Origin of the sequence: Marinobacter sp. JSM 1782161 (assembly GCF_011421605.1) — a bacterium.
Classification (GTDB): domain Bacteria; phylum Pseudomonadota; class Gammaproteobacteria; order Pseudomonadales; family Oleiphilaceae; genus Marinobacter_A; species Marinobacter_A bohaiensis.
Map to the genome: position 1 here is coordinate 1,338,660 of NZ_WSSA01000002.1, position 19,394 is coordinate 1,358,053.

Here is a 19,394-nt window from a genome sequence, read left to right on the forward strand (position 1 = left end):
TCATACAACTTAAAAGTCATCCTCTCCGCTTTACAGAAGAAATGCAACCACCGAAAGAAAAAAATCGACGAAAAATATGGGCGCCTGTTACAGGCGCCCATCGGAAAGGCTCGGTCCTTTTTGACGAATCGGTGGAAAGGGTTGACGACTCAGTGGAACGGGAAAAGGTAGTTCATCCACGCCGACATGCGCAGCAGGATTTTGCGCATGATCGCCACGTGCTCGAAATGCTCGCTGTAGAGGGCCATCTGGCCATAGGCACCGCCGGGCAACGTCTGCCGGTATTTGTCGAAGGATGGGTCCGTGATGTGCACCCGCACCGGCACCCTGCCCGGCGGGGCGTTGTCGATGGCCAGATTGCCAGTGGGCTGGAGCTGGCCTTCAGCCAGAATCGGGATAACGGTGACCACCTCGCCGGAGAAGACCTTGCCCGGAATGCCATCGAACGCCACTTCGGCTTCGTCCCCTTCTTCCAGACGCAGCAGGCTGTTCTGGCGGAACCAGCCGGTGAAGATGTCCGCTTCCTGGTGCACAAACACCAGTGACGGCCGCAACGGCAGATTCACCGCCATCATGCCCGGCCGCAGGAACAGCTGCGACACGTAGCCTCGCGTCGGTGCCCGGACGACCGTTTCCTCCAGATTGTATTGCGCGGCCGTCAGCTCACTTTCCAGCTCATCCACCTGGGCCTCGGCCACGTCCTGATTACGGCGTGGTCCGGCGCCTGTGCGGGCCAGTTGGGTGGCACGATCCAGATCCAGACGGGCGGATTTAAGCTGTGCCTGGAGCGAATCGACCTTGGCCTGGAACGGTGTCGGGTCCAGCCGGAACAGCACATCTCCCTCCTCCATCAGGCGGTTGGGCGTGGCCTCCACACTCACCACCCGGCCGCGAACGGTGGGAATGATCGGCGTGGTCAGCTCGTACTTGCGGGCCCGCTCCGAATACGGATGGTTGTAGTTCATCAGCATCAGCAGCGCGCCGATCAGGAAAATGCCGCCCAGCACCGCGGTCGGCACGGTCCATTTGTTGAGCGGCACCCGGAAGACCTTGAAGACAACGATGCAGATCGCGGTATACGTGAGGATCAGCAGCAAATCCATGTTCAGCCCTCCCCACGATCGGATTCGAGACGCTTCAACCGATCACTGAGTTCTGTGACCTGGCGCTCGAGGCTTTCGATGTGATCGTGACCGGAGCGGCCATCCTGGAAGCCCCAGCCGCGGTCGCTGCGGTAGAGGGTGGCCCAGATCCAGAGGAACGGCCACAGCACATGCAGGGTCAGCAGACTGATCCAGCCGGTGACGTGGATGGCGTCCTGGTGGGGGTGATTGCGCTTTTTGGCAATTTCGTACGGAATATCGTGAATCGCAATAATGCCGTAGAACAGCACCACGACCACAAAGAACAGCATGAACAACGCGAAGTAATCGAGCATGTACGGCTTCCCTGGCCAGCTAATATTAAGAGGTTATAAGCAACCCTTAAAAAGATTAGCAGCAATTCGGCAGAGCGCCGGGAAGACGGTGCCGGGAAGACAGGAGAGCCGTTCAGCCTATTGCAGCGAACACCCCAGACTCATGGCGCGAACCAGCTCTTCGTCCTCCCCGACCCACTGGGGCAGGTTGGCCTGCAGGAATTCGAGCCAGGTCTTCACCTTGGCGTCCAGATACTGGCGCGACGGGTACAGAGCGTGGATGTTGAGGGTTTGCAGCCGGTATTGAGGCAGGACGCGCACCAACGCGCCACTGCGCAACATGCTCATCGCCGAGTACAGCGGCAACGCCACGATCCCCAGCCCTCCGGCGGCCGCCTCGGCGATGGCGTCACCCACGTTGACCTGCAGGGGCGATGCCCCGAGTTCAACGGTCATGTCGCCATCGGGCCCGTGCAGATTCCAGTTGTCCATCGGCAGCACCGGGCTGGCCAGGCGCAGGCAGTCGTGGTGGCGCAGATCCTCGGGCGTGCGCGGCTCGCCCCGGGCGCGCAGGTATTCCGGTGACGCACACAGCACGCTGTAGGTCTGACCCAGACTGCGCGAGATCAGGCTGGAGCTGGGCAGCTGTTTGCTGATCACGATGGCGACCTCGAAGCCTTCCTCCAGCATGTCCGGGATGCGGTTGGCCAGGGTCAGCTCGAAGGACACGTCCGGGTAAAGCTGGCGATACTGATTGATCGCGCGGATGGCGTAGTGCTGCCCCACCCCGGTCATCGAATGCAGCCGCAGGACGCCGCGCGGGCGCGCATGGGCGTCCGAGGCCTCGGCTTCGGCCTCTTCGATGATCGGCAGGATCTGCTGACAGCGCAGCAGGTAGCGCTGGCCGGCTTCGGTCAGCGCCAGACGGCGGGTGGAGCGGTGCAGCAGCCGCGTTTGCAGATGCGATTCCAGATTGCTGACCGCGCGGGACACGCTGGCCGTGGTGGTATCCAGCACCTGCGCCGCGCCGGTGTAGCTGCCGGTTTCGGCCACCTGCACGAAAACGCGCATGTTGTGCAGAATATCCATCGACGACGCTCCCGTCCGTGTGCTTCACCCAGTTGATTCACTCAGCCCATTCAGGCCACTCAGCCGGCATCCGGCTGGACGATCACCGTGGCCGTGGTGCCTGCGGCCAGCACCAGTCCGTCCGGCACCTCATCGATATGGACCCGCACCGGAATGCGCTGCGCCAGACGCACCCAGGTAAACGTCGGGTTGACGTCCGCCACCAGTTGGCGGCTTTGCGGGTTGTCGTGATCGTAGATGGCGCGGGTGATGCTCTCCACATGGCCCTTCAGTATCTCACCGCTCATCAGTTCCATCCGTACGGGATCCCCGACGTGCACGCCGGGCAGCTTGTTCTCCTCGAAGTAGCCGTAAACCCAGTACGAGTGCTCGTCGACCACCGCCAACCGCGGCTTGCCGGCGGTCGCGTAGTCGCCCTGGTGAACGTTGAGATTGGTGACGTAACCGTCTACCGGCGCGCGGATCTGCGTGCGCGCCAGCGACCATTGGGCCTCGTCGAGTCTGGCCAGGGCCTGCTGGTATTCGGCGCGGGCGATGGCGGCGGCGTTGGAGGCATCGTCCAGGCTCTCCCGCGAGACCACCTTGCGATCCAGTTGCACCCGGCGTTTGGCTTCCGCCTCGCGCATGCGCATGGAGGCTTTGCGGGACGCCACCAGGGCTTCGGCCTGTTCCACAGCGATCTCGTATTTCTCGGGATCGATGCGCATCAGCAGGTCGCCCTTTTGCACCCGCTGATTGTCGGACACCGGCATTTCCACCACACGCCCGGACACATCGCTGGCGACGTTGATGATATCGGCCCGAACCCGGCCGTCCCGGGTCCAGGGCGCGTCCATGTAATGCTGCCAGAGTAGCGTGCCCAGCAGGGCTGCGGCGGCGAAGACGAGCAGTGTCACCGCAAGACTGATGACTGTTTTCAGTTTCATGGCTAAATCGAAGATCCGTCAGTGAACGAGTGTGAATGGCCGCGCCATCAGTAGATGAGCAGCGCCATGGCGCAGAACAGGGCCAGGAACAGCGACACCCGGAACAGCGCCGGATGCCAGATGACCTCGTAGGCCCCGAACCGGCGCAGACCGACGTCCAGCCCCCAGGCCAGGGCCAGCGCGCCCACAAAAACCAGCATCAGCGTGGGCAGCAGCAGCCCCTCCATCGGGGTTTCACGGGCCCACTCAAGATTGAGCATGGAGGTCTCCTTCCGCGTTTCCGGTCTGTACGGCGATCTGACGCCGCAGGATGGAATGGCGATCGAGCAACGTGGTGCGAACGAAATGCAGGTAGCTGAGCACCCGGCGCTCGGCCGAATGCTGGAAATGGGACTGCGCCTCGATGCGACCGTGCAGGTCCCAGATCACCCGCTCGACCTGCTCCCTGGCGCGATTCAACGCCCCCGGCGACGGCGTCGCGAACAACGTCACCAGCCGGCGTTCAAGCCCGGCCAGCTCGACGGCCAGGTCATCAGCAACGGGCTGCGCGGCGAGTTCCTGGCGCCAGTTGATCATGGCGTGCCCCACTTCCTGCACGATCAGGCTCCACTGCACCAGGGCGGCCTGCACGTCCGGGCGCCGGGCCGCCAGACCATAGGCCTGGGCCAGGATGTCCCGGGTCCGGCTTTCGAAACGGCCGTTGAGACCATCCAGCCCACCCGTCGCCGCCAGGCCCAGAACGCCGCGCAGATCTTTTTCCAGCACCCACCACATCCAGGCGCTGGCCGGCGGCAGGATCACGCTGGTGGTCACTGCGGCCAGAACACCGCCCATGAACAGCCCGAGGTAGTTGCTGATCACCGTGACCGGCGCGTACTGGGTCGGGTTGGTGGGCACGCTGCCCATGGTGAACATGATCAGCAGCCCCAGGCCGACAAACGCGTAGGCGGGTTTCAGGCTCAGGTAAAGCCCCAGCAGGTAGACCGGCAGCAACGCCATCAACAGTAACGGCAGGCCATCGATCAACGGGAACACGTAGACGCTTTCGATGACCCCGAGCACCCCGCCAATGAAGGTGCCGATGGCCATCTGGATCGCCAGCCGGGTGGGATGGGGCATCCCCGAGGACAGCGCGCATATGGCCGCCGCGTTGGCGATCATCAGCACGCCGGCGCGCCAGTCCAGCGCGAACCAGATTGCCCCGCCCAGGAAGATGGTGATCGCCGCCCGACTGCCGGCCACCAGCGACGCGTAAAGATTGGCCCGGGAGGCAAACCCGCCCCGCACCTGCTCGCGCGCGTGGTTCCGGCTGCCCAGTGTCTGGTGGGCCCGGGCGTAGGCGTGCAGGGTTTCGGCGAATCGGTACAGCAGTTCGGCGGCCGTGTTGAATTCAAGCAAATCGGACTCGGAAGCCCCACCCGCCAGCAACGCCCGGCGGCTTTGCCGGATGCGCTGCATCAGCGGCGCCCGCGCCTGCTCCAGGGCGTCGGCAAACTGGCCGGCTTCCTGCGGGCTCATCAGGCTGTCGGGCCAGGGCTGCAACAGGCCCGCAACGAGTTCCAGGCAGGGCGACAGCGACTCGATTACCGGCTCCAGGGATTCCTCGCGCAAACGCCGCAACTGGCGGTGTAGCGCGTTGAAGCGGGTCAACAGCCCCAGGAATGCGTGGTTCAGGTGCTGCAATCGCCGGCTGCGCAGACGTGTGTGGGGATCTTCGATGGCGGACGCCGAACGGCTCGCCTCCAGCCCCACCGCCTCGGTCGCAAAGTCGGCGTTGACCTTGCTCAGCGCATCGGGATCGCGCCCGTCCAGGTGCGCCAGCACGAAGCCGGCGAACCGGCCGAACCGACTGGCCACGGCGCTGCGCATGGCGGCGTGGCTGGTCTGGGGGAACACCAGGATGCTCACCACGCTGGACACGAACAGCGCCAGAAAGATCTCAAGCACCCGCCAGATGGCATCGGCGATCGCGGTATCCGGATGCGCCGACGCCGGCAGGCCGATCAGTGCGGCGGTGTAGCCGGCCAGGACGCAGGCGTAGAAGCGCATGTCCCGGTAACGCGCCGCGCCGGCGATACAGGCGCCGATCCACAGGGACATGGCGGCCAGGAACAGCCAGCGCTGCTGGGCGAACAGCGCCACCAGCACGATCATCACGCCCAGGCCCATCAGCGAGCCCACCGCCCGCGCCAGACTCTTGGCCATCACCTGCCCGCTCTGCGGCTGCATCACGATGAACACCGTGATCAGGGCCGTGCTGGGCTGTTGCAACTGCAGCAACATCGCCAGCCAGAGAGTGATAAAGGCCGCCAGCAGCGTCTTGAACACGAACAGCCAGCTCAGGCCGTCGCTGCGACGCCATGATCGCCAGGCCTGGCGCCAGTCGGATGCGGCTGGCAACGTCATGCGCTCAGTGGCCATCGTGGGCCGCCGCCTCATCCGCCGGCTGCAGACGGCCCGCCTCGGGGCCCGCAGCCTCGCTCATCAGACCGCCACCGAGAGCCACCTGCAATTCCGCATGGGCCGCCAGCCGCGAGGCCACCAGGCGCTCCACGACCAGCTTCTGGTTGTACAGGTTCTGTTCGGTGTTAAGCACATCCAGGTAGTCGCTCAGCCCGCCCTCATAGGCTTCCAGCGTCAGGTCGTAGCTTTCCTGCGCCACTGCCACCGCCTCCGCGGCCATGGCCTGCTGTTTGTCGAGGGAGTGCAGCCGCACCAATTGGTCGGAGATCCCACGCAGCGCATTGAGCAACGTCTGGCGATAGCCGGCCACGGCCACGTCGTACTCCGCACTCTTGCCCGCCAGGGCACTGCGCCGGGCGCCGCCGTCGAACACTGGCAGGGACAGCACCGGGCCGGCGCTGTAGGTGAACTTGTCGGAATCGAGAAAATCCAGCATCCCGCCCTGCACCGCCGAGAAGCCTACGGACGCCGCCAGATTGACGTTGGGATAGAAGTCCGCCCGCGCGGCGTCGATGTCCCGGGCGTAGGCGGCCACGCGCCAGCGGCTGGCAACCACATCCGGGCGATGACCGACCAGGGCCAGCGGGATGGACTCGGGGATGACCGGCGCCTCGGTCAGCGACAGGGCCGGCCGGTGCAACGCCGAGCCGGCGGCCGGCGAGCGTCCGGCCAGGACCGCAAGCTCGTTGCGGCTGAGCTGGATTTTCTCGTCCAGGTCTTCCAGCTCCTGGCGCATGGCCGGTATGGGCGCCCGCGCCTGGGTCACTTCCAGCTCGGTGCCCAGCCCGCCATCGAGACGCTTTTCCACCAGTTCGAGGATGTGGTGCTGTTGCTTGAGCAGGGAGCGTTTGACGTCGCGTTGGGCGTAATAAAGGGAAAACCGGATGTAGGCACGAACCAACTGGTCCACCAGACTCAGCTGCACCGACCGGGCCTCGGCCACGCTGGCCTGGGCCCGGTTGAGGGCGGCCTCGGTGCGATTGTGCTCGCGCCCCCAGAAATCCAGCAGATAGGAGGCGCCCATCGCCAGGTTATTGTCCCAGGTGCGGCTGTCGGCCAGTTCGCCGGGCCCGTAGAAGTTGTCCGTGGGCCATTGGTGACGACGCAGCCGACCGTCCAGATTCAGCTGCGGTGCTTCCTCCGATTCGGTCAGCCCGGCGTAGGCCATGGATTGGCGGATCCGTGCCCGCGCCTCGGCCAGCGACGGGCTGCGCGCCAGCGCCGTGTCGATCCAGCGGTTGAGCTGCGGGTCGTGCAGGGCCTGCCACCAGTCGCTCTCCGGCCAGGCTGCGTCCTGTCGCGCCGCGCGGGTGGCCTCGCCCAGCGACAGATCCTCGGCCGCGTCCGGATCGGCGGCCGGCCCGAGCCCACGGGAGCTGATGCACCCGGCAATTGTTGCAAATATCACAAAAACACCACAGACACCCAGCCCGCGGCGTATCGACAGGTCTAACACGCTTGGAAACTTCCCGGATCAGCAGAAAAAAGAGGCAAGTAACGATTTGGAGGATCAAAAATACAGGTCGCGAGGGATCAGCAGAAGGCGCCAAGCGGCAAGAGACTGTTGCGCTATTGGTAACAATTCAGGAAGCCATCGCCACAACACCATTATGCGGGACCGCAACGAACAGCCGGGTTCAGACGCTCACTGCTTAACCAATCGGCGACTGAACCCGGCCCAACATGTCGCCTGACAGCTCCGCTACACGGCACGGTCAGGCTTTCCAGAACGGCCTCCGAGCCTCTTCAACCAGGGTGCCGATGGGCAGCCCCACGTCTTTCTCGGCCAGGCCCGCGTCCATTTCCCGCAACTGACGGCGCAGGCGAGCCCGGGCCCGGTAGCGCCGGAGCCATTCCCGCAGGATTGCGCCGGCACGGGCCCTGCGCGTCCGCCGACGCACCGGCGACGACCGCTCGGCGACGGCCTCGAAGGGCGGGATAAACACGGTTTCGCGTTTGCTGGATGCAATGGTCTGCATGACATCTTCCTCCATAAAAAACGAATTGAGGCCGGCCGGTAAATGCCATTAAACTGCGGTAAAGTGGTCCCATCCATCGGTGTTTATGAAAGTCGGCGTTCGTAAAACATGAACATAAAACTCGATAAACTACGCTCGTTCGTGCTGGTGGCGGACGAAGGCAATCTGACCCGTGCCGCCAACCGGCGCCACACCACCCCGTCGGCGGTCAGCGAACATCTGCGCCAGCTGGAAGATCATTTCGGGCTGCCCCTGTTCCAGCGCAACACCCGGGGCATGGCGCTGACCGATGCCGGACGCCGCCTGCTACCGGCCGCGCGTCAGGTCCTGCGGCAAGTGGTCGAACTGGACGACATCGCCCGCGCCCTGCGCTGCGATCAACCCACGCCACTGTCGTTTGCCCTCAACGCACCGCCGGAATACCTCAAGGTGGACCAACTCCTGCGCACCGCCGCTCGCGACCGGCCGGAGGTGGCTCTGGAACTGATCACCAGCTCCTCGTACATGATCCTCGACCAGGTACGCGCCGGTGAGGTGGACATGGGATTCGTGTACGGAGACATCTTCGACGAGCAGATCCTGAGCCTGCGTCTGGCGCCGATTCGGGTGAGTGTGGTCGGCCCGGTGGACAGCGGTCTGGCGCGTTTTCCCATCGATTCGGCCGAGCGACGCGCCCTGCCCTGGATCTGGCCGGCCAACACCTGCCCATTGGCCAACATGCTGCCGGACATCCTGGAGGGCGGTCGCGAGCAGGCCAACACCGTGTCGTCGTCCATCGACGAACACAGCACGCTGTCGATGATCCGCGCCGGGCTGGGCTACGGGCTGGTGGAGCACGAACTGGCCAGCCACTGGGCGGGCCGGGGCAGCGTGAAGGTCTACGACGACCCGCTGCTGACCATCAATCTCAACCTGCTGGTCCGGCGCGACCGGCTGGACCGGGAAGCGGTAAGCGCCGTGGTGCGGCTGGTGGAGCGGATCTGGCAACCCGAGGTGACCGAGCCAGCACCGGCGGGCACCGAAAGCGTCAACGCCTGACCCGTCCCGTCATCCGCTCGTGGCCATGCGGATGCCCAGACCGACCAGGCAGGCGCCGACCACCTTGTCGAGCACGCGACCGAACGACTGCAAACGCCGCTGCATGCCCCGGGTCGCCACCAGCCGCGTGAGCAGTGCGAACCAGGCGACATGTGCCAGCGCGATGAACAGGCCGTAGCCCACCTGCACGGACAGCGCCGTGCTCGACGACACCACCTGGCTGAACAGCGCCACGATGAACAACATCGCCTTGGGGTTCAGCGCATTGCACAGGACACCCTGCCAAAGCAACCAGGCGTCGCCTGAACGACGCTGCGAATCCTCCACAGTCTCGACGGGATCGCCCTGCCCGCGTGACGGCAAGAAGGCCCCAAGCCCCAACCAGATCAGGTAGGCCGCGCCCAGGTAGCGGATCACTTCGATCAGCCAGGCGTGCTGGGCCATCAGCAGGCCGAAGCCCAGCAAGGTGTAGCTCACGTGCACCGCAATACCGAGACCGATCCCCACCGCGCCCAGATAGCCGGCGCGCGGACCTCGCATCAGACACTGACGAACCACGAACGCGAAATCCGGGCCCGGGCTCATCACCGCCAGCAGCGTGATGGTGGCGACGGCGACCAGCTCAACCGATACAGATGGCATGTCAGGCTCCTTTCCATGGCATTGAAAAAGGGCATTGTGGGGGATGCCGGAATGTCGCAGAATCGAAACTTTCTGACCGGAGCTGTGAGGCAGACTCACCGATGAGCCATCGACGCCGACTGCTGCCCGGCCTCCCCGCCTTCGAGGCCGCCGCGCGCCTGAACAACTTCACCCGCGCAGCGGAGGAGCTGCACCTGACCCACGGCGCCATCAGCCGGGCCATCGCGCAGCTGGAGGAGCGTCTGGGGACGCCGCTGTTCGTGCGCCACCCCCGCCGGGTCAGCCTGACGCCGGCCGGGTACCGGCTGCTGGAGGCGACCCGCAACGCCTTCGCTGAACTGGATCGTGCCGCCGATGAGATCGGGCGTGGTGACAGCGCGGATCCGTTGCTGCGCGTGTCCTGTGAGCCCACCCTGTCGATGCGCTGGCTGATGCCGCGCCTGGGCCGGCTGCGGCAGCGGCACCCGGAACTTCAGGTGGAGCTGAGCACCGCCGGCGGCCCGATCGACCTGAACGCCAACGGCTGCGACCTGGCCATTCGCCGGCTCGACTTTACCCCGCCGCAGGAAGCCGTCATCGACGTCCTGTGCCCGGAGCTGGCCGGCCCGGTGTGCCACCCCGAATGCTGGGTGGGCATGCTCGGACAGGACCTCAACCGCGCCCGCTGGCTGCACAGCCGCACACGGCCGTCCGCCTGGAGCGACTGGTGCCGGATGGCCGACCACCCCTACCAGCCCGCCAGCGAGCAAAGCTACGACCACTTCTATTTCACCCTGCAGGCCGCCCTGGACCAACTCGGCACCGCCATCGGCCCGCTGCCGCTGGTGTACGATGACCTCCAGGCGGGCCGCCTCACGGCGCCGTTCGGCATGCGTCCGACGGGTGTGGATTACGTGATGCTGACGCCGCCCGAGGGTCAGAGCGATCAACGCACCCAACGGTTTGCCGACTGGCTCAGGAGTGAAGCGGCCCATATGGCGCGTTTCGAACCGGCGTCGACAAGGCCTCATTCGGCTGGACTGGAAACCGACGGTTAACGGATCGACTGAGGCCCGATCACGCTGCACCATGGCACGCCAGCATGCACCAACAGCGTGCACCGCGTTCCCCTTTCCAGACCCACGATGCATCGGTCCGACCAGCCAAGGCCCCTGGAACCGGCACTTGACGGAAGTGGCACGGAACTTGTTTTGTTCCCGTCACGCAGCGAGAGGTCGGTTTCTGTAACCACTGGTTTCCATAACCACTATCAACGCGCAACAATCTGACAAATGGTCAACTAGGGTTCCGGCCCGTATTCGATACGGGTGACTGGTCCGAGAGTTGACGGCCTTTTCCAAGGCTACACGGCGGGACAAAAGCCCGGGAGGATCGTTCAGTTACTGACGCCTCTCGTGTTTTTTTGACCCCCTAGCCAGGAGGAAAAGGCCATGCTCGAAACGGCATCCCCCCTCTACGACGATCTGATTCCCGGCGGATCCCACTGGTCCTTCATCATGCGCCGCGGTCACGTGCTGCGTCTGATCGACGAGACCGGCCACGCCAATGTCGGCATGCTGATGTACAACCCCGAGAACCCTCTCGAGCGGTACAACATGCCGGACACCCTCAAGAACCAGCACACATTCAAGCTGACCAGGGGGCACGTCCTGCTGTCGGACATGGGCCGGGTGTTCGCGTCCATCATCCGCGACGACCTGGGCTGGCACGACACCGTCAGCGGCACCTGCAACGCCGAGCTCGTGGCGCACCGCTGGGGCCGCAAGACCTATCAGCAAGCCCACAACCAGTATCACCGCAACGGTCTTTCCAGCTTCCTCAACGAACTGGCCAAATACGGCCTGGGCAAGAAGGACCTGACCGCCAACCTCAACTGGTTCAGCCGGGTGAAGACCGACGACGCGGGCAACATGACCTACGTGAGCGATCACTCCCACGCCGGCGCCACGGTCGACCTGCGCTTCGAGATGGACACCATCGTGGTGCTGCACACCTGCCCGCACCCGCTGGACAGCGCGGCGGACTATCCCAGCCATCCCCTGCGTTACCAGCTCTTCAGGGCGTCACCGGTCACCGATGCCGATCCCTGCAAGACCTCGTCGCCGGAGGCCACCCGCGCCTTCGCCAACACCGCCCTGTACCACCTGATACCGTAAGAGGAGCCCGGAGATGATCAAAGAAAGCGCACTCAATCCGGAAACCGCCAGCTTCCGCGAAACCGTCCCGGCGGGGGAATACTTCCTGAAGGTGGTCAAGGCCGGCGAGACCCTCCGCATCCTCGATCTGGAGGGCAACCAGGCCGCCGACACCCTGTTCTACAACGCCCACAACCCCACCGAGCGCTACAGCGTGACGGACACCCTGCGCGCCCAGGGCAATGTGTACCTGACCGCCGGCTCCAGACTGATGTCCTCGGAGAACAACGTGATGCTGGAAATCACCGCCGACACCTGCGGCCGCCACGACACCCTCGGCGGCGCCTGCGCGGCGGAGAGCAATACCACCCGGTATGCCCTGGAGAAGAAGTGCATGCACGCCTGCCGCGACAGCTGGCTGGTCGCGGTCACCGAGCATGAAGAGCTGGGCATGACCAAACGGGACATCACCCACAACATCAACTTCTTCATGAACGTCCCGGTCACCGCCGACGGCGGCCTGACCTTCGCCGACGGCATTTCCGACGCCGGCAAGTACGTCGAGATGGAAGCCAGAATGGACGTGCTGGTGATGATCTCCAACTGCCCACAACTCAACAACCCGTGCAACGGCTGGAACCCGACGCCGATCGAGGTGCTGGTATGGAGCTGAGAGACACCGGCATACAGAAGGTCCTGATCGCCAACCGTGGCGCCATTGCCTGCCGGGTGATCCGTACCCTGCGCGCCATGGGCATCATCTCGGTGGCGGTCTACGCCGAGGCGGACGCGGACTCCCTGCACGTGCGCCAGGCCGATGAAGCCTGGCCCCTGGGGGAAGGCGGCGCGGCCGACACCTACCTGAACCAGGACAAACTCTTCGCCATCCTCGCCGAGAGCGGCGCCCAGGCGGTGCATCCCGGCTATGGCTTCCTCAGTGAGAACGCCGACTTCGCCCGCCGCTGCGATGCCCTGGGCATTGTCTTCCTGGGCCCGACGCCGCAGCAGATGGAGGACTTCGGCCTCAAGCACACCGCTCGCGCCCTCGCCGAGCAGGCCGGCGTGCCCCTGCTGCCCGGGACCGGCCTGCTCAACAGCCTGGACGACGCGCTGACGGAAGCCGAGCGGATCGGCTACCCGGTAATGCTCAAGAGCACCGCCGGCGGTGGCGGCATCGGCATGTCCCGCTGCTACACCGCGGATGACCTGAGCCGCACCTTCGAGTCGGTGCAGCGGCTGAGCCAGAACAACTTCAGCAACGCCGGCGTGTTCCTGGAAAAATTCGTCGAGCACGCGCGCCACGTCGAAGTGCAGCTGTTCGGTGACGGCGCCGGCACCGTGGTGGCCCTGGGCGAGCGCGACTGCTCCGCCCAGCGGCGCAACCAGAAGGTGATCGAGGAAGCCCCGGCCCCCGGGCTCAGCGACAGTGTGCGCCGGCGCATGCACGATACCGCCCGCGCCCTGGGTGAGCGCATCGACTATCGCAGCGCCGGCACGGTGGAGTTCATCTACGACCCGGACTCCACCGAGTTCTACTTCCTGGAAGTGAACACCCGCCTGCAGGTGGAACACGGCGTGACCGAAGCCGTCTACGGCGTCGACATCGTCCGCTGGATGGTGGAATTGGGCGCCGGCACCCTGTCGAACCTGGGCGAGCGGGCCGCGAACCTCCAACCAAGGGGCCACGCCATCCAGGTGCGACTGTACGCCGAAGACCCCAACAAGGACTTCCAGCCTTCGGCCGGCCTGCTCACCAACGTGGTCTGGCCGGAAGGCGACCGGCTGCGTATCGACACCTGGATCCAGCCGGGCACCGAGGTATCCCCGCTCTACGATCCCATGCTGGCCAAAGTCATCGTCCACGGCGACGACCGGGAAGCGTCCCGTAACGCGCTGTTGGACGCCCTGGATCACAGTCAGCTCTATGGCATCCAGACCAACCGCGACTACGTGCAACAGGTTCTGGCGGACGACCGTTTTGTCGAAGGCCGGCTGACGACGCGCAGCCTGAACGAATTCGACTACCGGCCGGCCACGGTGGACGTGCTCAGCGGCGGCACCCTGACCACCATTCAGGACTACCCGGGCCGCATCGGCTACTGGGAAGTGGGCGTGCCGCCCTCCGGCCCCTTCGACAGCTATTCCTTCCGCCTGGGCAATCGCCTGCTGGGGAACGAGGCGTCGGACGCCGGTCTGGAAATCACCCTGCGCGGCCCGACCCTGCGTTTCAACCGGGCCACCCAGATCGTGCTCGCCGGGAGCGAACTGGACGCTACGCTGGACGACGTTCCGGTCGCCTTCTGGCAGGTGCTGGATGTGGCGGCCGGCGCCACCCTTAAACTCGGCAACGTAACGGGCGATGGCGCCCGGGCCTACCTCCTGTTCCGCGGCGGACTGGATTGCCCGGCCTACCTGGAATCCCGCAGCACCTTCACGCTGGGCCAGTTCGGCGGCCACGGCGGTCGCGCCCTGCGGGCGGGCGACGTGCTGCCACTGACCGACGCGGAACCGGTCGCTGCCGCGTCACTGGAGCGGGGCCTGAAACCGGCCATCGGCAAGACCTGGCAACTGCACGTCACCTATGGCCCCCACGGCGCTCCGGACTATTTCACCCAGGCCGACATCGACACCTTTTTCGCCAGCGAGTGGGAGATCCACTACAACTCCAGCCGGACCGGCGTGCGCCTGATCGGCCCCAAACCGGAGTGGGCGCGCAGCGATGGCGGCGAAGCGGGCATGCACCCGTCCAACATCCACGACAACGCCTACGCCGTGGGCACCGTCGACTTTACCGGCGACATGCCGGTGATCCTCGGCCCGGACGGCCCCAGCCTGGGCGGTTTCGTGTGCCCGGTAACGGTGATCAGCGCCGACCTGTGGAAACTGGGCCAGCTCAAGGCCGGTGACAAGGTGCGGTTCGTCCCGGTCAGCCAGGGCCAGGCCGTGGCCCTGCGCGAAGCGCTGGACGAATCGGTGGCAACGCTGACGGCGGCCACCACGCGCATCACCCCCATCCGCCCGGAGACGCCGGTCCTCGCGTCGCTGGACACCGATGCGCACGAAACCGGCGTGGTCTACCGGGCCGCCGGCGACAACTACGTGCTGGTGGAATACGGTCCGATGGAACTGGACATCCGCCTGCGCTTCCGCGCCCACGCCCTGATGCTTTGGTTACGGGAACAGGCGCACCCCGCGATCCTGGAGCTGACCCCGGGCATCCGCTCGCTGCAGGTGCACTACGACAGCCGCAGGCTCAGCCAGCCGGATCTGATAACTCTGTTGACCGGCGCTGAAAAGGAGCTGGAGCAGCAGCCGGAATGGGACGTGCCGGCGCGCATCGTGCACCTGCCCCTGTCCTGGGACGATGAAGCCTGCCACCAGGCCATCGCCAAGTACATGCAGTCGGTACGCAAGGACGCCCCCTGGTGCCCCAGTAACCTGGAATTCATTCGCCGCATCAACGGCCTGGACAGCATCGACGCGGTCAAGAGAACCGTCTTCGACGCCAGCTACCTGGTCATGGGCCTGGGCGACGTCTATCTGGGCGCACCGGTGGCCACCCCCATGGACCCACGCCACCGTCTGGTCACCACCAAGTACAACCCGGCCCGAACCTGGACCGCGGAAAACTCCGTCGGCATCGGCGGCGCCTACCTGTGCGTCTACGGCATGGAAGGACCCGGCGGCTATCAGTTTGTCGGTCGCACGCTGCAAATGTGGAACCGCTACCGCACGACGGACCTGTTCGAGCCGGGCAAGCCCTGGCTGCTGCGCTTCTTCGACCAGGTGCGCTTCTACGAAGTCAGCGCGGAAGAACTGCAGCGGATTCGGCGCGACTTCCCCAACGGCGACTACCCCATCCAGGTGGAGCACACCCGCTTCAACCTGAAGGACTACGAAGCGTTCCTGGCGGACCACGATGACGCGATCCGGTCGTTTACCGCCAAGCGCCAGCAGGCCTTCGACGAAGAACTGCAACGCTGGATCGAATCCGGCCAGATCAACTTCAGCGCCGAGGCGCCCCTGGAGGATGCCGGCGACGACGACCTCGCCGATCTGCCCAGCGGACAGCACGCCGTGGAAAGCCACGTCGCCGGCAACCTCTGGGAATGCCTGGTGCAGCCGGGCGATGCGATCGAGGCCCAGCGCCCGGTGGCGGTGGTGGAATCCATGAAGATGGAGATCGAACTGCTCAGCCCGGTCAGCGGGCGGGTGGTGGACGTTCGCCGCGAGGCGGGCCAGGCGGTAGCGCCGGGCACGCCGGTGGTGATTGTGGAAGAACAACAATGAGTGGCCAACAACCCAAAACGTCAAATAACGGGCTCGACCCGAGGAGAGCATCCATGAAAGCACGACAACTGACGCAACGGCTGGGCGCGGGTCTTCTGACCGCGACCCTGTCCCTGGGCGCCCTGGCCCAGGAGCGGGACTCCTTCAGCATCGCCTGGACCATCTACGCCGGCTGGGTGCCCTGGCAGTACGCCGAGGACAGCGGCATCATGAAAAAGTGGGCCGACAAGTACGACATCGACGTGGATATCGTCCAGGTCAACGACTACATCGAGTCCATCAACCAGTACACCGCCGGCCAGTTCGACGGTGTGGTGGCCACCAGCATGGACGCGCTGTCCATCCCGGCGGCGTCCGGCAAGGACACCACCGCGCTGATCGTGGGCGACTACTCCAACGGCAACGACGGTCTGGTGTCGAAGGACGCCACATCCATCGAAGACCTGGAAGGCGAAACCGTGCACCTGGTGGAACTGTCCGTGTCCCACTACCTGCTGGTGCGGGCGCTGGACTCCGTGGGCCTGGAAGAGCGCGACATCAACGTGGTGAACATTTCCGACGCCGACCTGGTGTCCGCCTTCCTGACCGACGAGGTCCGTCACGTGGCCACCTGGAACCCGTTGCTAACCGAGGTCGCCAACTACCCGGGCGCGACGGAGCTGTTCAACTCCAGCCAGATCCCGGGCCACATCAAGGATCTGACCATCGTCGACAGCCAGACCCTTGAGGACAATCCGGCCCTGGGCAAGGCCCTGGTGGGCGCCTGGTACGAAACCATGAGCATTCTCAAGGCCGACACCGAGGAAGGCCGGGAAGCGCGCGCCATGCTGGGCGAGATTTCCGGCACCGACCGGGAAGGCTACGAAGCCCAACTGGCCGGCATGAAAATGTTCTGGGAACCGCAGATGTCGGTCGACTTCATCAACGGTGACCAGGCCCACGAGGCCATGGACAGCGTTCGCCAGTTCTCCTTCGACAAGGGACTGCTGGGCCAGGGTGCCATGAGTCCGGACTTCGTCGGCATCGAATTCCCCGACGGCAGCGTGATGGGCAGCGAGGACAACGTGAAGCTGCGCTTCAACGACGACTACATGGAAATGGCGGCCGACGGCGAGATCTGATCCCGGCCTTGCCGCAAACCACCGCTGAGGGCACGATAGTCGTGCCCTCTTTTTCGTTCTGCCAGAGACCCGAACCACGCATGCGCCGCACCAAGGAAGACGCCGAGAAAACCCGCCGCAACGTTATTGAAGCCGCCCTGACCCTGTTCAGCCGCGATGGCTATTCCCTGACCACCCTCAGTCGCATCGCGCGGGAAGCCGGCTGCAGCCGCGGCCCCATCTACTGGCACTTCGAAACCAAGGACGATCTCTACGAGGCGGTGCTGGCCTATTCCCAGGAGCCGCTGGAAGCCCTGGTGGCCGAGTGCCATGCCATGGCGGATCACCCCATCCAGGCAATGGACCATTTCATCGACCGCTGGCTGTCCCTGCTCGCAAACGACCGGCGCTACCGGCAATCCTTCGAGATCCTGCTCAACAAGACCGAACTGACCGATGCCATGTCGCGCACCCTGAAGCGCGAACGAGCGCTCACCCAGTCCATCGTGGCCCTGTTCGGTGCGCTGATAGACACGGCCCGGACGGCGGGGCTGATCGACAATCCCGGGCCGGCCGACAAGCTGGGCCTGGTCAGCTACACCTACCTGATGGGCATTACCCAGACCTGGCTGTTCGCGCCGAAGCTGTTTTCCCTCAAGCAGGAAACGGCGTTCTTCCGGCAACAGTTCTGGCGACTGCTGGGATCACAAGCGGGAGGGGGTGATAAGGCGGGGTGAATCGCAAGGGCGAATCACGGGAGCGGCCATGCCAGAGGACCGGTCCGCTCCCTTAAGGCGGCTGCCCGGCCCGCGCACTGACCCGTTCAGCCAGGGCGCGAGACGGTTCTACGGCTGGTCAGAACATCTTCAGGTAGCGGTCCACCTCCCAGGACGACACGTGGTTCTGGTAGCTTTCCCACTCCCCTTTCTTGAACGCCACGAAGCTGTCGAACATCGCCTCGCCGAAGACCTGCCGTGACAGCGGGTCGGCTTCGAAGGCCTCCACCGCCTCGCCGAGGTTCCGCGGCAGGTACTCGATGCCCCGGGCGGCGATCTCGGCGTCGCCGTAGTTGTACATGTTCTCGTGGTGCGGCTCGCCCGCATCCAGCCCCTCACGAATGCCTTCCAGCCCCGCCGCCAGCATCATGGCGCCGCCCAGGTACGGGTTACAGGCAATGTCCGCCGCGCGGCATTCGATGCGCCCGCCGGCGCCAGGAATCCGGATCATGTTGGTGCGGTTGTTGGAGCCGTAGCACTGGAACACCGGTGCCCAGGTGGAGCCGGACATGCTGCCCTGACGCACCAGGCGCTTGTAACTGTTCACCGTGGGCGCGATCACGGCACTGATGGCGCCCGCGTGCTTCAGCACCCCGGCGATGAAGTGATAGGCGATCCGGCTGATGCCGCAATCGTGAAGGTCATTCCCCTGCGGTTCGAACAGGTTCTCACCGGTCTTCAGGTCCGCCAGCGACATGTTGTAGTGGGCGCCGCTGCCGGTGCGGTCGGCGAACGGCTTGGGCATGAAGCTGGCAAAGGCGCCGTGCTTGCGGGCAATCTCGTTGGCCATCATGCGGAAGAACACGAAGCGGTCCGCCATGGTCAGGCCGTCGGCGTATTTGAAGTCGGTCTCGAACTGGCCGTTGGCGTCTTCATGGTCGAACGAATACACGTCCCACCCCAGCTCGTTCATGGCCTCGACGATCTCGTCGACAATGGCCAGGTTGTCCATCATCGAGCGCGGGTCGTAGCAGGGCTTGCCTTCAGTATCCCGGTCGCTGATCGGGGCGAACCCGCCGTCTTCGGTCTCGCGGAACAGGAAGAACTCGGTCTCGATGCCCAGGTTGAAGCGGTACCCCATGTCCGCCGCCGCATCAAGCTGGCGCCGGAAGATGTTTCGGGAACAGGCCTCGAACGGCTGGCCGTTGAGGTACAGGTTGCCCGGAAACCAGGCCAGTTGTCGGTTCCAGGGGCAGATGGCCATGCCGTCGGCGTCGGGCATCGCCGCCACTTCGTCGTCGGAGATGTCCTGGGGCACACCGTCCAGGGCCGCGCCGGTGTACAACTCCGAGCCCTCCATCATCTGGCCCAGATGGGCGATGGGCACGAACTTGCCCTTGCTGATGCCGTGAATGTCCACATAGCTGGCGATGGCGTACTTCACCCCCGCTTCCTCAAGTTGCCGTTTCAAAGCTTCGCTGGATGGTTGATCTGACATGGTGAATGTCCTGTGACAGGGAGAACCAGGTAGCGCCGTGATCGTTGGCGCTGATTTAAATTGGCACGAACTTTCCATTCAACATACATGCCAGCATGTAT

Annotated in this window: 17 protein-coding genes and 1 riboswitch; of the genes, 7 read left to right on the forward strand and 10 right to left on the reverse strand. The window is 64.9% G+C overall.

The annotated features are described in order from the left end of the window. Positions 1 to 149: 149 nt before the first annotated feature. The 8 genes from GQB00_RS05910 to GQB00_RS05945 form a co-directional block, all read right to left on the reverse strand. On the reverse strand, positions 150 to 1,103 hold the full coding sequence (locus GQB00_RS05910) for an HlyD family secretion protein (protein ID WP_111495588.1): 954 nt from the start codon (positions 1,101 to 1,103) through the stop codon (positions 150 to 152). Between the two features lie 2 nt (positions 1,104 to 1,105). Continuing rightward, complete coding sequence (locus GQB00_RS05915; protein WP_111495586.1) at positions 1,106 to 1,438, reverse strand: DUF3302 domain-containing protein; 333 nt, start codon at positions 1,436 to 1,438, stop codon at positions 1,106 to 1,108. Positions 1,439 to 1,555: 117 nt separating this feature from the next. Then, positions 1,556 to 2,506 carry a LysR family transcriptional regulator gene (locus GQB00_RS05920; protein ID WP_165855539.1) on the reverse strand — a complete coding sequence of 317 codons (951 nt, stop codon included), beginning with the start codon at positions 2,504 to 2,506 and terminating at the stop codon, positions 1,556 to 1,558. Positions 2,507 to 2,565: 59 nt separating this feature from the next. Beyond that, positions 2,566 to 3,432, reverse strand: a complete 867-nt coding sequence (locus GQB00_RS05925; RefSeq protein WP_111495582.1) for an HlyD family secretion protein — start codon at positions 3,430 to 3,432, stop codon at positions 2,566 to 2,568. A gap of 47 nt (positions 3,433 to 3,479) precedes the next feature. Then, complete coding sequence (locus GQB00_RS05930) at positions 3,480 to 3,692, reverse strand: DUF1656 domain-containing protein (RefSeq protein WP_228276672.1); 213 nt, start codon at positions 3,690 to 3,692, stop codon at positions 3,480 to 3,482. Beyond that, positions 3,679 to 5,853, reverse strand: coding sequence for an FUSC family protein (locus tag GQB00_RS05935; protein ID WP_165855540.1), 2,175 nt, complete (start codon positions 5,851 to 5,853; stop codon positions 3,679 to 3,681). Before GQB00_RS05935 ends, GQB00_RS05930 begins: the two co-directional genes overlap by 14 nt. Further along, positions 5,843 to 7,303 (reverse strand): efflux transporter outer membrane subunit, encoded by a 1,461-nt coding sequence (locus tag GQB00_RS05940; protein ID WP_207950619.1) that lies wholly within the window; start codon positions 7,301 to 7,303, stop codon positions 5,843 to 5,845. Before GQB00_RS05940 ends, GQB00_RS05935 begins: the two co-directional genes overlap by 11 nt. A gap of 307 nt (positions 7,304 to 7,610) precedes the next feature. Next, complete coding sequence (locus GQB00_RS05945; protein WP_165854814.1) at positions 7,611 to 7,874, reverse strand: hypothetical protein; 264 nt, start codon at positions 7,872 to 7,874, stop codon at positions 7,611 to 7,613. A gap of 108 nt (positions 7,875 to 7,982) precedes the next feature. Between GQB00_RS05945 and GQB00_RS05950 the strand changes: the two genes are divergently transcribed. Next, positions 7,983 to 8,912, forward strand: coding sequence for a LysR family transcriptional regulator (locus tag GQB00_RS05950; RefSeq protein WP_165855541.1), 930 nt, complete (start codon positions 7,983 to 7,985; stop codon positions 8,910 to 8,912). Between the two features lie 9 nt (positions 8,913 to 8,921). Here GQB00_RS05950 and GQB00_RS05955 read toward each other — a convergent pair whose 3' ends face one another. After that, a complete protein-coding gene (locus tag GQB00_RS05955; protein WP_165855542.1) occupies positions 8,922 to 9,554 on the reverse strand; it encodes a LysE family translocator in 633 nt (210 codons plus the stop codon). Between the two features lie 101 nt (positions 9,555 to 9,655). On the opposite strand from GQB00_RS05955, the gene GQB00_RS05960 reads away from it, so the two are divergent. From GQB00_RS05960 to GQB00_RS05985, 6 genes are all read left to right on the forward strand, one after another. Beyond that, complete coding sequence (locus GQB00_RS05960) at positions 9,656 to 10,591, forward strand: LysR substrate-binding domain-containing protein (protein WP_165855543.1); 936 nt, start codon at positions 9,656 to 9,658, stop codon at positions 10,589 to 10,591. A 231-nt stretch (positions 10,592 to 10,822) separates the two neighbouring features. After that, a riboswitch (guanidine-I (ykkC/yxkD leader) is annotated at positions 10,823 to 10,925 on the forward strand. Between the two features lie 59 nt (positions 10,926 to 10,984). Next, positions 10,985 to 11,710, forward strand: coding sequence for an urea amidolyase associated protein UAAP1 (locus tag GQB00_RS05965; protein ID WP_165855544.1), 726 nt, complete (start codon positions 10,985 to 10,987; stop codon positions 11,708 to 11,710). 13 nt (positions 11,711 to 11,723) lie between these two features. Then, positions 11,724 to 12,362, forward strand: coding sequence for an urea amidolyase associated protein UAAP2 (locus GQB00_RS05970; protein WP_165855545.1), 639 nt, complete (start codon positions 11,724 to 11,726; stop codon positions 12,360 to 12,362). Then, the gene (gene uca, locus GQB00_RS05975) at positions 12,353 to 15,979 is read left to right on the forward strand and encodes an urea carboxylase (RefSeq protein ID WP_165855546.1); all 3,627 of its coding nucleotides are present in this window, start codon (positions 12,353 to 12,355) and stop codon (positions 15,977 to 15,979) included. Before GQB00_RS05970 ends, uca begins: the two co-directional genes overlap by 10 nt. A gap of 53 nt (positions 15,980 to 16,032) precedes the next feature. Further along, complete coding sequence (locus GQB00_RS05980) at positions 16,033 to 17,100, forward strand: putative urea ABC transporter substrate-binding protein (RefSeq protein ID WP_165855547.1); 1,068 nt, start codon at positions 16,033 to 16,035, stop codon at positions 17,098 to 17,100. An 80-nt stretch (positions 17,101 to 17,180) separates the two neighbouring features. Then, entirely contained in the window at positions 17,181 to 17,816 is a 636-nt protein-coding gene (locus tag GQB00_RS05985) for a TetR family transcriptional regulator (RefSeq protein ID WP_165855548.1), read from the forward strand. 118 nt (positions 17,817 to 17,934) lie between these two features. Here the strand turns inward: GQB00_RS05985 and glnT are convergent, their stop codons facing one another. Beyond that, positions 17,935 to 19,293, reverse strand: coding sequence for a type III glutamate--ammonia ligase (gene glnT / locus GQB00_RS05990; protein WP_165855549.1), 1,359 nt, complete (start codon positions 19,291 to 19,293; stop codon positions 17,935 to 17,937). Positions 19,294 to 19,394 lie beyond the last annotated feature (101 nt).

Bases quoted from the DNA above. Each gene is read 5' to 3' on its own strand.
- GQB00_RS05930 (WP_228276672.1), bottom strand. From the start codon at position 3,692: ATGCTCAATCTTGAGTGGGCCCGTGAAACCCCGATGGAGGGGCTGCTG.
- GQB00_RS05965 (WP_165855544.1), top strand. From the start codon at position 10,985: ATGCTCGAAACGGCATCCCCCCTCTACGACGATCTGATTCCCGGCGGA.
- GQB00_RS05960 (WP_165855543.1), top strand. From the start codon at position 9,656: ATGAGCCATCGACGCCGACTGCTGCCCGGCCTCCCCGCCTTCGAGGCC.
- GQB00_RS05945 (WP_165854814.1), bottom strand. From the start codon at position 7,874: ATGCAGACCATTGCATCCAGCAAACGCGAAACCGTGTTTATCCCGCCC.
- GQB00_RS05955 (WP_165855542.1), bottom strand. From the start codon at position 9,554: ATGCCATCTGTATCGGTTGAGCTGGTCGCCGTCGCCACCATCACGCTG.
- uca (WP_165855546.1), top strand. From the start codon at position 12,353: ATGGAGCTGAGAGACACCGGCATACAGAAGGTCCTGATCGCCAACCGT.
- GQB00_RS05950 (WP_165855541.1), top strand. From the start codon at position 7,983: ATGAACATAAAACTCGATAAACTACGCTCGTTCGTGCTGGTGGCGGAC.
- GQB00_RS05935 (WP_165855540.1), bottom strand. From the start codon at position 5,853: ATGGCCACTGAGCGCATGACGTTGCCAGCCGCATCCGACTGGCGCCAG.
- GQB00_RS05985 (WP_165855548.1), top strand. From the start codon at position 17,181: ATGCGCCGCACCAAGGAAGACGCCGAGAAAACCCGCCGCAACGTTATT.
- GQB00_RS05915 (WP_111495586.1), bottom strand. From the start codon at position 1,438: ATGCTCGATTACTTCGCGTTGTTCATGCTGTTCTTTGTGGTCGTGGTG.
- GQB00_RS05925 (WP_111495582.1), bottom strand. From the start codon at position 3,432: ATGAAACTGAAAACAGTCATCAGTCTTGCGGTGACACTGCTCGTCTTC.
- GQB00_RS05980 (WP_165855547.1), top strand. From the start codon at position 16,033: ATGAAAGCACGACAACTGACGCAACGGCTGGGCGCGGGTCTTCTGACC.
- GQB00_RS05920 (WP_165855539.1), bottom strand. From the start codon at position 2,506: ATGGATATTCTGCACAACATGCGCGTTTTCGTGCAGGTGGCCGAAACC.
- glnT (WP_165855549.1), bottom strand. From the start codon at position 19,293: ATGTCAGATCAACCATCCAGCGAAGCTTTGAAACGGCAACTTGAGGAA.
- GQB00_RS05910 (WP_111495588.1), bottom strand. From the start codon at position 1,103: ATGGATTTGCTGCTGATCCTCACGTATACCGCGATCTGCATCGTTGTC.
- GQB00_RS05970 (WP_165855545.1), top strand. From the start codon at position 11,724: ATGATCAAAGAAAGCGCACTCAATCCGGAAACCGCCAGCTTCCGCGAA.